Here is a 13,261-nt window from a genome sequence, read left to right as displayed (position 1 = left end):
CCAAGGTCAAGCTGGCGACAACGTCGGTCTGCTGCTGCGCGGCACCAAGCGCGAAGACGTCGAGCGCGGCCAAGTGCTGTGCAAGCCCGGCTCCATCAAGCCCCACACCCACTTCACCGCTGAAGTGTACGTGCTGAGCAAGGACGAAGGCGGCCGCCACACCCCCTTCTTCAACAACTACCGTCCCCAGTTCTACTTCCGTACCACGGACGTGACCGGTGCCATCGAACTGCCCGAAGGCAAAGAAATGGTGATGCCTGGCGATAACGTGTCGATCACCGTCAAGCTGATCAACCCCATCGCGATGGAAGAAGGTCTGCGTTTCGCTATCCGCGAAGGTGGCCGTACCGTCGGCGCTGGCGTGGTTGCCAAGATCATCGCCTAATTTTCTTTAAAGGGGTATAGCTCAATTGGCAGAGCGTCGGTCTCCAAAACCGAAGGTTGTAGGTTCGATTCCTACTGCCCCTGCCACCTAAAAATGGCAAAAATTAAGCCCGCCAGTCCCTGGCGGGCTTCTCTGTCTGCAATGGCAGTGCAGATATAGGAAAGCAAAGAAGAATGACTACTTCGCAGGTTGAAACAGTAAGTACTGGTGCAGACAAGGCAAAATTGGCCGCTGTGGCTGTGCTAGTAGTTGCTGCTGTAGCTGCTTTTTATGCTTTTAGTAAGCAAGGCCCTCTAGTCCAATGGACGGTCTTGCTGGTGGGCTTGGTTGCTGCAGTAACCGTGTTTCTAGTTTCTGAGCCTGGGCGTCAATTCATTGCCTTTGGTCGTGATGCGTGGCGTGAGGCCAAAAAAGTTGTCTGGCCTTCGCGTAAAGAAACCGTACAGATGACTCTGTATGTTTTTGGTTTCGTAGTGGTCATGGCGCTTTTCCTCTGGCTCACTGATAAAACCCTAGAGTGGGTGTTTTATGACCTTATTCTTGGTTGGAGAAAGTAAATGACAGCTAGCGTTGAAGTGGATACCTCGGCTGCGTTGGCTGTTGATGCATCGCACAACCCTGATCTGCGTTGGTACATTGTGCATGCCTACTCTGGCATGGAAAAAGCGGTAGAGCGCAACATTGCTGAGCGTGTGGCGCGTGCTGGCATGTCCTCTAAGTTTGGCCGCGTTCTGGTGCCCACGGAAGAAGTGGTTGAGATGAAGAACGGCCAGCGCAAGACTACTGAGCGCCGTCTCTTTCCTGGTTATGTCTTTGTCGAAATGGTCATGGACGATGAGACTTGGCATTTGGTCAAGCACACCAGCAAGGTGACCGGATTTGTTGGTGGGGCCAAAAACCGTCCAGCGCCTATCTCTGAAGACGAAGTGCAAAAGATCGTCAGTCAGATGCAAGAAGGTACGGACAAGCCGCGCCATAAGGTCGAATTTATGGTGGGTGAATTGGTGCGTGTCAAAGAAGGCCCGTTTACCGATTTCAATGGTTCGGTCGAAGACGTCAATTACGAGAAGAGTCGTGTCAGGGTATCTGTCATGATCTTTGGTCGCTCTACCCCGGTAGAGCTTGAATTTAGCCAAGTAGAGAAGACCTAGTTTTTCTACTTTGGTATCGTTGGTGGCACTTACCGACTCAGTGCCTGGTTGATAAATCGAGTCGTTAACCCCGGGGAGCCTGTCGTTCAGTCGCAGGCGTTGACCCGCAAGGAGTAAGTCATGGCGAAAAAAATCGTCGGCTTCATCAAGCTGCAAGTGCCAGCTGGTAAGGCCAACCCCTCACCACCCATTGGTCCCGCGCTGGGTCAACGTGGTCTCAACATCATGGAATTCTGCAAGGCATTCAATGCCCAGACCCAAGGTGTTGAACCCGGCCTGCCACTGCCCGTGGTTATCACGGCGTTTGCTGACAAGAGCTTCACTTTTGTCATCAAGACCCCTCCAGCCACTGTGCTGATCAAGAAGGCCATCAAGTTGGATAAGGGTTCGCCCAATCCTTTGAGCACCAAGGTCGGCAAGATCACCCGCGAACAGCTGGAAGAAATCGCCAAGACCAAGATGAAAGACATGAACGCCGCCAGCCTCGACGCTGCCGTGCGTACGATTGCTGGTTCTGCCCGTTCTATGGGTGTGGCTGTGGAGGGCGTGTAAATGGCCAAGCTGACCAAGAAACAAAAAGCCCTGCAAGGCAAGGCCGACAGCACTAAGCTGTACCCTATCGCTGAAGCGCTGGTCATCGTCAAAGAAGCGGCGACCGCTAAGTTTGATGAGTCCATCGACGTCGCCGTGCAATTGGGCGTAGACGCTAAGAAGTCAGACCAAGTGGTGCGTGGCGCTGTGGTGCTGCCCAACGGTACTGGTAAGACTACCCGTGTCGCCGTGTTTGCCCAAGGCGCCAAGGCTGAAGAAGCCAAGGCTGCTGGTGCCGACATCGTCGGCATGGACGATCTGGCTGCTATGGTCAAGGCTGGCGATATGCCCTTTGACGTGGTGATCGCTGCCCCCGACGCTATGCGTGTGGTGGGTACTTTGGGTCAGATTTTGGGCCCCCGTGGTCTGATGCCTAACCCCAAGGTTGGCACCGTGACTCCCGATGTGGCTACTGCCGTCAAGAACGCTAAGGCTGGTCAAGTCCAGTTCCGCGTCGACAAGGCCGGTATTGTGCATGGCACCATTGGTCGCCGTTCGTTTGGTGATGACAAGTTGCAAGGCAACTTGGTCGCGCTGATTGACGCGCTGAACAAGGCCAAGCCTGCAACCAGCAAGGGCTTGTACCTGCGCAAGGTGGCAGTGTCTTCCACGATGGGCCTGGGCGTCCGCGTGGATACACAATCCATCGCAGCGTAATTGCAAAAAATCTTTGGGCTGCCTGCAAAGGTAGCCTGATGTGGTGGGCTGTGGTTTGGCAACAAACTACAGGCTATCCAAGACCGTTGGTGTGCTTGTAACAGAGTGCTTAAATAGATGAGCCAACGCAGATGGCGATCCCGCTGCAGATGGAAATTTTCCAAAACAGTTGGTCGCTGCAACAAGAGCGTGGGTTTAGGGCTTCGTGTCCGAACCCCACAATTTAAGGAGTAGACCTTGAGTCTTAATCGCAGTGAGAAAGAAGCGGTCATCAACGAAGTGACCAGCCTCGCCGCTAAAGCTCAAACGCTGGTGATTGCGGAATACCGTGGCATCACGGTTGCCGACATGACCAAACTGCGCGCCGATGCCCGCAGCAAGGGTGTGAGCCTGAGTGTTCTGAAGAACACCTTGGCCCGCCGTGCTGTGGCCGGTAGCGGTTTTGACGTGCTGGCAGACCAGATGACCGGTCCGCTGATCTATGGCTTCTCTGAAGACGCTGTGGCTGCCGCTAAGGTGGTAGCCGACTTCGCGAAAACCAACGACAAGTTGGTCATTCGCGGTGGCGCGTTTGCAGGCAAAGCCCTGGACGTCAACGGTGTGAAGCAATTGGCTAACATCCCTTCCAAGGAAGTGTTGCTGGCACAGTTGTTGGGCTTGATGCAGTCCCCCATCTCCCGTACGGCCCGTGTGTTGGCCGCACTGGCAGAGCAACGTGGTGCTGGCGCAGCAGAAGCTGTACCCGCAGAGGCAGAGGCTGTGGCAGCTTAATTGCGGCCAGCCTGTAGTAACCAATATTGTTAGGAAATCAAAATGGCATTCGATAAAGACGCATTTTTGACCGCGCTGGACAGCATGACGGTTCTGGAACTCAATGACCTGGTCAAGGCCATTGAAGAGAAGTTTGGCGTGAGCGCTGCCGCTATGGCCGCTCCTGCTGCTGCTGGTGGCGGTGCCGCTGCTGCTGCTGAAGAACAAACCGAATTCAACGTCATCCTGACCGAAGCCGGCGCCAACAAGGTGTCCGTGATTAAGGCTGTGCGTGAAATCACCGGTCTGGGTCTGAAGGAAGCCAAGGACGTCGTGGACGGCGCTCCTAAGGCTGTCAAGGAAGGCCTGTCTAAGGCTGACGCTGAAGCCGCTAAGAAGAAGCTGGAAGATGCCGGCGCTAAGGTTGAACTGAAGTAATCAGTTTTTCCTTTGGGCTGGGGCGCTCCGAAAAGAGGCCCCAGCCTTTGGCGCTTATAGAGTGACCTACAGAGCGCACCAAAAAGCAGCAAAAATAGCTGTTTTTTAGTGTCTTCTGACCACCCGACAGCAGAAGACGCCTTGGTTCGGGCGATGTGCAAGGCATCGCCGTCCGCCATGGTTGGTAGTGGCCAACCGCCAAGCCCGCAGGGTGTGCTGCCCACGGGTCCGTCGTCGCAGACCCTGGACTCAAGTCTTTTCCCGGAGATCTCATGGCCTATTCCTACACCGAACGCAAGCGAATTCGCAAAAGTTTCGGCAGCCGCGACAGCGTGCTGGAGGTTCCTTATCTGCTGCAGATGCAGAAAGATGCGTACACCGCCTTCTTGCAAGCGGATATGCCGCCCAAGAAGCGTACTAATGAAGGTTTGCAGGCAGCATTCAATGCCGCTTTCCCGATTGTTTCGCACAACGGTTTTGTCGAGATGAAGTTTCTCGAATACAACCTGGCGAAGCCTGCCTTTGATGTGCGCGAATGCCAGACCCGTGGTTTGACTTTTGCCTCGGCAGTGCGTGCCAAGGTACAGCTCATCATTTATGACCGCGAGTCTTCGACATCGCAGTCCAAGGTGGTCAAGGAAGTGAAGGAGCAAGAAGTGTACATGGGCGAAGTGCCGCTCATGACCACCAAAGGCTCGTTCATCATCAATGGTACTGAGCGCGTGATTGTCTCGCAGCTGCACCGTTCGCCCGGCGTGTTTTTTGAACACGACAAGGGTAAGACGCACAGCTCAGGCAAGTTGCTGTTTTCGGCACGCATCATCCCTTACCGTGGCTCTTGGCTCGATTTTGAGTTCGACCCCAAGGACATCTTGTATTTCCGCGTTGACCGCCGCCGCAAGATGCCGGTCACGATCCTGCTCAAGGCCATTGGCCTGAACCCTGAGTCCATTCTGGCGAACTTCTTTGTCAATGACAATTTCCGCCTGATGGACAACGGTGCCCAGATGGAATACGTGGCCGAACGCCTGCGCGGCGAAGTGGCCCGTTTTGACATCACCGACAAAACTGGCAAGGTGGTGGTGGCCAAGGACAAGCGCGTGACGGCCCGCCATACCCGCGAGCTGGAGCAGTCTGGCACCACGCACGTCACTGTGCCCGAAGACTTTTTGCTGGGCCGTGTGGCGGCCCGCGCGGTCGTCGATCCCGATACCGGCGAAATCTTGGCCAAGGCCAACGAAGAGCTGACCGAAGCGCTGCTGAAAAAGCTGCGTTCCGCCGGTGTGCGCGATTTGCAGTGCATCTATACCAATGAGCTCGATCAAGGCGCATACATCAGCCAGACCCTGCGCATTGACGAAACTACCGATGAGTTTGCCGCCCGCGTTGCCATCTACCGCATGATGCGCCCCGGCGAGCCGCCGACCGAAGATGCGGTGCAGGCTCTGTTCCAGCGCTTGTTCTACAACCCCGACACCTACGATCTGTCGCGCGTAGGCCGCATGAAGTTCAATGCCAAGGTGGGCAACGAAGGCTCTACTGGCCCGATGGTGCTGACCAACGAAGACATCTTGGCTGTGGTCAAGATTCTGGTGGACTTGCGCAACGGTAAGGGTGAGGTCGATGACATTGACCACTTGGGCAACCGCCGCGTGCGTTGCGTGGGTGAACTGGCCGAAAACCAGTACCGTACCGGCTTGGCCCGGATTGAAAAGGCCGTGAAGGAGCGTTTGGGTCAAGCCGAGCAAGACCCGCTGATGCCGCACGATCTGATCAACTCCAAGCCCATTTCTGCGGCACTGAAAGAGTTCTTTGGCGCGTCGCAGTTGTCGCAGTTCATGGACCAGACCAACCCGCTGGCTGAAATCACGCACAAGCGCCGTGTTTCTGCCCTCGGCCCCGGTGGTTTGACCCGCGAGCGTGCTGGCTTTGAAGTGCGTGACGTGCACGTGACCCACTACGGTCGTGTGTGCCCTATTGAAACGCCCGAAGGCCCAAACATTGGTCTGATCAACTCGTTGGCTTTGTACGCCCGCCTGAACGAGTACGGCTTCATTGAAACGCCGTACCGCCGCGTGGTCGATGGCAAGGTCACGATGGACATCGACTACCTGTCGGCCATCGAAGAAGGCAAGTACGTCATCGCCCAGGCCAACGCCACGCTGGACAAAGAGGGCTGCCTGACCGGTGAGCTGGTCTCGGCGCGTGAAAAGGGTGAGTCGATTTTGGTGAGCGCAGAGCGTGTCCAGTACATGGACGTGTCGCCCGCGCAGATTGTGTCGGTAGCGGCATCGCTGGTGCCGTTCCTAGAGCACGATGACGCGAACCGCGCGTTGATGGGTGCCAACATGTCGCGCCAAGCTGTGCCCGTGCTGCGTCCAGAAAAACCGATGGTCGGTACTGGCATTGAGCGCGTGGCGGCAGTGGACTCTGGCACTGTGGTGACGGCCAGCCGGGGCGGTGTGGTCGATTATGTTGATGCCACCCGTATCGTGATCCGCGTCAATGATGCTGAGGCGGTGGCTGGTGAAGTGGGTGTAGACATCTACAACCTCATCAAATACCAACGCTCGAACCAAAACACCAATATCCACCAGCGTCCAATCGTTCAGCGTGGCGACAAGCTGGCCAAGGGTGATGTGATTGCCGACGGTGCTTCTACCGATTTGGGTGAAATCGCCATCGGCCAGAACATGCTGATCGCGTTCATGCCCTGGAACGGCTACAACTTCGAAGACTCGATTTTGATCTCTGAGCGTGTGGTGGCCGAAGACCGCTACACCTCGATTCATATCGAGGAATTGGTGGTGATGGCCCGTGATACCAAGCTGGGCGCAGAAGAAATCACCCGCGACATTCCAAACCTGTCGGAGCAGCAGCTCAACCGTTTGGACGAGTCCGGCATCATCTACGTGGGTGCCGAAGTGCAGCCCGGCGATACGCTGGTCGGCAAGGTCACGCCCAAGGGTGAAACCACCCTGACGCCCGAAGAGAAGCTGTTGCGCGCCATCTTTGGCGAGAAGGCTTCGGACGTCAAGGATACCTCGCTGCGCGTGTCGCAAGGCTCGCAAGGTGTGGTGATTGATGTGCAGGTCTTTACCCGCGAAGGCATCCAGCGCGATAAGCGCGCCCAGCAGATCATCGACGATGAACTCAAGCGCTACCGTTTGGATTTGAATGACCAGCTGCGTATTGTCGAAGCCGATGCTTTTGACCGTATCGAAAAGCTGCTCGACGGTAAAGTGGCCAACGGTGGCCCGCAACGCTTGGCCAAGGGCACGAAGATCGACAAGGCTTATTTGAACTCGGTGGAGAAATTCCACTGGTTTGATATTCGCCCCGCAGACGAAACTGTGGCCGCACAGCTCGAAAGCATCAAGAATGCCTTGGAGCAAACGCGCCATAGCTTTGACTTGTCGTTTGAAGAAAAGCGTAAGAAGCTGACCCAAGGCGATGAGTTGCCCGCTGGCGTGCTCAAGATGGTCAAGGTCTATCTGGCCGTCAAGCGCCGCTTGCAGCCCGGTGACAAGATGGCCGGTCGCCACGGTAACAAGGGTGTGGTCTCGAAGATCGTGCCCGTGGAAGACATGCCCCACATGGCCGACGGCACCCCTGCCGACATCGTGCTCAACCCGCTGGGCGTGCCCTCGCGGATGAACATCGGGCAGGTGCTGGAAGTGCATTTGGGTTGGGCAGGCAAGGGTATTGGCCAACGCATTGACGAAATGCTGCGCCAAGAAGCCAAGGCCGCCGAGGTGCGTCAGTTCCTTGAAGAGGTGTACAACTCGCGTGGCCGCCAAGAAGACCTGTCGCAATTGAGCGATACAGATATCTTGGCGATGGCGCAAAACTTGACCAGCGGTGTGCCCTATGCGACGCCGGTGTTTGATGGTGCTTCGGAAGAAGAAATCAAGGACATGCTCAAGCTGGCCTATCCAGACGACATCGCTGCCAAGAAGGGCCTGACGCCCACCCGCACGCAAGCGTATCTGTACGATGGCCGCACCGGCGAGCGCTTTGAGCGCCCGACCACTATCGGCTACATGCACTACCTGAAGCTGCACCACTTGGTCGATGACAAGATGCACGCCCGCTCCACTGGCCCGTACTCGCTGGTGACGCAACAGCCTCTGGGTGGTAAAGCCCAGTTCGGTGGTCAGCGTTTCGGTGAAATGGAAGTGTGGGCGCTCGAAGCCTATGGCGCTTCTTACGTGCTGCAAGAAATGCTCACCGTCAAGTCTGATGACGTGGTGGGGCGCACCAAGGTGTACGAAAGCATCGTCAAGGGCGAGCACGCCATCGAAGCTGGTATGCCCGAATCGTTCAATGTGCTGGTCAAGGAAATCCGCTCCTTGGGCTTGGACATTGAGCTTGAGCGCTCGTAATTGAAAAAGGAAAGAGTCCTATGAAATCGCTACTCGACCTGTTCAAGCAATTTACGCCCGATGAGCATTTTGATGCCATCCGCATTGGCATGGCGTCGCCCGAAAAGATCCGTTCGTGGTCTTTTGGCGAGGTGAAAAAGCCCGAAACAATCAACTACCGTACCTTCAAGCCTGAGCGCGATGGTCTGTTTTGCGCCAAAATTTTTGGCCCTATCAAAGACTACGAATGCCTGTGCGGCAAGTACAAGCGTCTCAAGCACCGTGGCGTGATCTGCGAAAAATGCGGCGTTGAAGTCACGCAGACCAAGGTGCGCCGCGAGCGCATGGGCCATATCGACTTGGCCGCGCCTTGCGCTCATATCTGGTTCCTGAAGTCCTTGCCTTCGCGCTTGGGCATGGTGCTGGACATGACCTTGCGCGACATTGAGCGCGTGCTCTACTTTGAAGCCTACGTCGTCACTGACCCCGGCATGACGCCGCTGAAGAAGTTCAGCATCATGTCCGAAGACGACTACGATGCCAAGGTGAAAGAGTACGGCGATGAATTTGTCGCCAAGATGGGCGCTGAAGGCATCAAAGACCTGCTCGAAAGCATCGACATTGAGAGCGAAATCGAGCGCCTGCGCGGCGACTTGACCGGCTCTGAAGTCAAGGTCAAGAAGAACGCCAAGCGCCTGAAAGTGCTCGAAGCGTTCAAGAAGTCGGGCATCAAGCCCGAATGGATGGTGCTGGAAGTGCTGCCCGTGTTGCCACCGGACTTGCGTCCGCTGGTGCCACTGGACGGTGGCCGTTTTGCCACTTCCGACCTGAACGATTTGTACCGCCGCGTCATTAACCGCAACTCGCGTTTGCGCCGTTTGCTGGAGCTGAAGGCTCCAGAAATCATCGCTCGCAACGAAAAGCGGATGCTGCAAGAAGCCGTGGACAGCTTGCTGGACAATGGCCGCCGTGGCAAGGCCATGACGGGTGCCAACAAGCGCGCCCTCAAGTCTTTGGCCGACATGATCAAGGGCAAGAGCGGTCGTTTCCGTCAGAACTTGCTGGGTAAGCGCGTTGACTATTCGGGTCGTTCGGTGATTACCGTGGGCCCTACGCTCAAGCTGCACCAATGCGGTCTGCCCAAGCTGATGGCGCTGGAACTGTTCAAGCCCTTCATTTTTGCCCAGTTGGAGCAGCGTGGCATTGCCACCACCATCAAGGCTGCCAAGAAGGAAGTGGAATCGGGCACGCCAGTGGTCTGGGACATCTTGGAAGAGGTGATTAAAGAGCACCCTGTGATGCTCAACCGTGCGCCTACGCTGCACCGTTTGGGTATCCAAGCCTTTGAGCCTATCCTGATTGAAGGCAAGGCGATTCAACTGCACCCACTGGTTTGCGCGGCCTTCAACGCCGACTTTGACGGTGACCAGATGGCTGTCCACGTTCCGCTGTCGGTGGAAGCACAGATGGAAGCACGCACGCTGATGCTGGCTTCTAACAACGTGCTGTTCCCCGCTTCGGGCGAACCTTCGATTGTGCCGTCGCAAGACGTGGTGCTGGGCTTGTACCATGCCACCCGCGACAAAATCAACGGTAAGGGCGAAGGCTTGGTGTTTGCCGATACCGGCGAAGTGCAACGTGCCTTGGACGCGAACGAGGTAGAACTCAATGCCAAGGTCACGGTGCGTCTGACGCAGTGGACAAAGGACAAAGTCACCGGTGAGTTTGAGCCTTCCACTTCGCTGGTGCCGACCACCGTGGGCCGTGCCCTGTTGTCGGAAATCCTGCCCAAGGGCCTGCCGTTTGAGAACATCAACAAGGCGCTGAAGAAGAAGGAAATCTCCAAGCTCATCAACGTTTCTTTCCGCAAGTGCGGTTTGAAGGAAACCGTGGTGTTTGCCGATAAGCTGCTGCAAAACGGTTTCCGTTTGGCCACGCGCGCCGGTATCTCCATTGCGGTGGACGATATGCTGGTGCCCAAAGAAAAGCAGGGCATCTTGGAGAAGGCCGAGAAGGAAGTCAAAGAGATCGAGCAGCAATATGTGTCCGGTCTGGTGACTTCTGGCGAGCGCTACAACAAGGTGGTGGATATCTGGGGCAAGGCCGGTGACGAGGTTTCTAAGGTCATGATGGCCCAGTTGGCCAAGCAAAAGACCATCGACCGCCACGGCAACGAAGTCGAGCAAGAGTCGTTCAACGCCATTTACATGATGGCCGACTCGGGCGCACGGGGTTCCGCAGCGCAGATTCGCCAGTTGGCCGGTATGCGTGGCCTGATGGCCAAGCCTGACGGCTCGATCATTGAGACCCCGATCACGGCGAACTTCCGTGAAGGTCTGAACGTGTTGCAGTACTTTATCTCCACCCACGGTGCCCGTAAGGGTCTGGCGGATACGGCGCTGAAGACGGCCAATTCGGGTTACCTGACCCGCCGTTTGGTCGATGTGACGCAAGATTTGGTTGTGACCGAAGAGGATTGCGGCACCGCCAATGGCGCTCTGATGCGCGCCATCGTTGAAGGCGGTGAAGTGATCGAATCACTGCGCGAGCGTATTTTGGGCCGCACTGCCGCTGAGGAAGTGCTGCACCCCGAAACCCGTGCTGTGTTGGTGCAGCCCGGCCAGATGCTCGAAGAAGACCTGATCGAAGAGCTGGAAGCCGCTGGCGTCGATGAAGTGAAGGTGCGTACAGCACTGAACTGCGAAACCCGCTTTGGCTTGTGCGCTAAGTGCTATGGCCGCGACTTGGGCCGTGGTGGTCTCATCAACCTCGGCGAAGCCGTGGGGGTGATTGCTGCCCAGTCCATCGGTGAGCCAGGCACGCAGCTGACCATGCGTACGTTCCACATTGGTGGTGCAGCGTCGCGTGCGGCCATTGCGTCGAGCGTGGAAGCCAAGTCCAACGGTATCATCGGCTTTAATGCCACGATGCGTTATGTGACCAACACCAAGGCCGAACTGGTGGTGATTTCGCGTTCGGGCGAAATCGTGATCCAAGACGAGCATGGCCGTGAGCGTGAGCGCCATAAGGTGCCTTACGGTGCGATCTTGAGCATCAAGCCCGACCAGACGATCAAGGCCGGTACGATCCTTGCCAACTGGGACCCACTGACTCGCCCCATCATTACCGAGTTTGCTGGTCAAGCCAAGTTCGAGAATGTGGAAGAGGGCCTGACGGTCGCCAAGCAGGTGGACGATGTCACCGGCTTGTCTACGCTGGTGGTGATTGACCCGAAACGCCGTGGTTCTACCAAGGTGGTCAAGCCGCAAGTCAAGCTGATCGACGCCAATGGCAATGAAGTCAAGATTCCGGGCACCGATCACTCGGTGACCATTGGCTTCCAAGTGGGCGCGCTGATTCAGGTGCGTGACGGCCAAGACGTCGGCCCCGGCGAAGTGCTGGCCCGTATCCCGATTGAAGGCCAAAAAACCCGCGACATTACCGGCGGTCTGCCGCGTGTGGCCGAGTTGTTTGAAGCCCGCACCCCCAAGGACAAGGGTACGCTGGCCGAGGCTACGGGCACGGTGTCGTTTGGTAAAGAAACCAAGGGCAAGATCCGTTTGCAGATCACCGACCCCGACGGCAAGGTCTGGGAAGAGCTGATTCCCAAGGAAAAGAACATCTTGGTGCACGAAGGCCAAGTGGTGAACAAGGGCGAGCACATCGTCGATGGCCCTGCCGATCCGCAAGATATTTTGCGCCTGCTGGGTATTGAAGAACTCTCGCGCTACATCGTCGATGAAGTGCAGGATGTGTACCGCTTGCAGGGCGTGAAGATCAACGACAAGCACATTGAAGTGATCGTGCGTCAAATGCTGCGCCGCGTGGTGGTAGAAAACACCGGAGACTCCAACTACATTGCTGGTGAGCAAGTGGAGCGCTCTGAGATTTTGAACACCAACGATGCGTTGCAAGGCGATGACAAGATTCCGGCCACCTACAGCAACTTGCTGTTGGGTATTACCAAGGCGTCTCTGTCTACCGATTCGTTCATCTCGGCGGCTTCTTTCCAAGAAACCACCCGCGTGCTGACCGAAGCGGCGATCATGGGCAAGCGCGATGAGCTGCGTGGCCTGAAAGAAAACGTCATTGTCGGTCGTTTGATCCCTGCCGGTACCGGCATGGCTTACCACCAAGCACGCAAGGCCAAGGATGCGATGGACGACGCCGAGCGCCGCGCCATTGCCGAAGCCGAAGCGGCTGAAATGGCAGGTATGGATCTGTCTGACTCTGAGGCAGATACGCACGACGCTGCGGCTGATTAATCATCGGCTGTAGCCTGTGACTGCCGGCTCCCGGTCTGTTGCGCAAGCAATGGGCCGGGAGCTTTTTTCTGGTGCCAAGCAAAAGCTGTATGTTGTCTTCGTCTGTTTTCTGGGGTGTTTTGGCCATCATGGTGTTTTGGGCCGTGGGGGCTTATCACCGCATCATGCGTTTGCGTTCGGCGGCCTTACAGGCGTTTGGTGGGTTGGATGTGCACTGGGTGCGCTTGCTGGCTATGTTGGGTGAGTGTGATGCCGCTCAAGTCACGGCGGGGTGGGTGATGGTGGCTGGCAGGCGCGAATGGCTGGCCGCCATGAACCGTTTTGCTGCTTGTTTGGCTGTGGCCCGTGCGCGGCCCTTGCAGCCGGAGGTAGCGGCAGAGTTGCTGGTCGCGCGCCAAGCGCTGGATGCTACTTGGGCCGCATTGCTGGCAGGCCCGGATGTGCCCTCTGACATCTGGGTGCCGTGGGCGCAGCGCTGGGAGCAACAGCGCCAGCAAAATGCACTGGCTACAGAGCAGTTTAACCATGCCGTGGCACAGTATAACGAGGCCATCACGCAGTTTCCTGCCTCCATATTGGCACGTTTTTTTGGTTTCAAGGCCGCAGTACCCTTATGAAAAAATCAGCATCTCGTTCCGTCTCGGCGGTGCAATCCACGGC

At 56.7% G+C, this 13,261-nt stretch carries 10 protein-coding genes and 1 tRNA gene; all 11 read left to right on the top strand.

Features of this window, described 5'->3' with window-relative positions:
• Positions 1-385 (top strand): elongation factor Tu (locus BMX55_RS14730; RefSeq protein ID WP_483866618.1); only part of this gene is annotated, 385 nt, incomplete at its 5' end.
• Between the two features lie 10 nt (positions 386-395).
• Positions 396-471: transfer RNA gene (locus BMX55_RS14725), tRNA-Trp, on the top strand.
• An 87-nt stretch (positions 472-558) separates the two neighbouring features.
• Entirely contained in the window at positions 559-942 is a 384-nt protein-coding gene (secE, locus tag BMX55_RS14720) for a preprotein translocase subunit SecE (protein WP_091459007.1), read from the top strand.
• Entirely contained in the window at positions 943-1,536 is a 594-nt protein-coding gene (gene nusG, locus BMX55_RS14715) for a transcription termination/antitermination protein NusG (protein WP_091459005.1), read from the top strand.
• 120 nt (positions 1,537-1,656) lie between these two features.
• Positions 1,657-2,088 carry a 50S ribosomal protein L11 gene (gene rplK, locus BMX55_RS14710; RefSeq protein WP_091459003.1) on the top strand — a complete coding sequence of 144 codons (432 nt, stop codon included), beginning with the start codon at positions 1,657-1,659 and terminating at the stop codon, positions 2,086-2,088.
• Complete coding sequence (gene rplA, locus BMX55_RS14705) at positions 2,089-2,784, top strand: 50S ribosomal protein L1 (protein ID WP_091459001.1); 696 nt, start codon at positions 2,089-2,091, stop codon at positions 2,782-2,784. It begins immediately after the preceding gene.
• A 237-nt stretch (positions 2,785-3,021) separates the two neighbouring features.
• Positions 3,022-3,555: a 50S ribosomal protein L10 gene (gene rplJ, locus BMX55_RS14700; protein WP_091458999.1), complete on the top strand. Its 534-nt coding sequence runs from the start codon at positions 3,022-3,024 to the stop codon at positions 3,553-3,555.
• A 42-nt stretch (positions 3,556-3,597) separates the two neighbouring features.
• On the top strand, positions 3,598-3,972 hold the full coding sequence (gene rplL / locus BMX55_RS14695) for a 50S ribosomal protein L7/L12 (protein ID WP_091458997.1): 375 nt from the start codon (positions 3,598-3,600) through the stop codon (positions 3,970-3,972).
• 272 nt (positions 3,973-4,244) lie between these two features.
• On the top strand, positions 4,245-8,357 hold the full coding sequence (gene rpoB, locus BMX55_RS14690; protein WP_091458995.1) for a DNA-directed RNA polymerase subunit beta: 4,113 nt from the start codon (positions 4,245-4,247) through the stop codon (positions 8,355-8,357).
• Between the two features lie 20 nt (positions 8,358-8,377).
• Positions 8,378-12,601: a DNA-directed RNA polymerase subunit beta' gene (rpoC, locus tag BMX55_RS14685; RefSeq protein ID WP_091458993.1), complete on the top strand. Its 4,224-nt coding sequence runs from the start codon at positions 8,378-8,380 to the stop codon at positions 12,599-12,601.
• Positions 12,602-12,690: 89 nt separating this feature from the next.
• Positions 12,691-13,218, top strand: coding sequence for a LemA family protein (locus BMX55_RS14680; RefSeq protein ID WP_091458991.1), 528 nt, complete (start codon positions 12,691-12,693; stop codon positions 13,216-13,218).
• The last annotated feature ends 43 nt before the right edge of the window (positions 13,219-13,261 follow it).

This window comes from Giesbergeria anulus, assembly GCF_900111115.1.
GTDB lineage: Bacteria > Pseudomonadota > Gammaproteobacteria > Burkholderiales > Burkholderiaceae_C > Simplicispira > Simplicispira anulus.
This window is presented reverse-complemented; position numbering and strand designations above follow the sequence as displayed.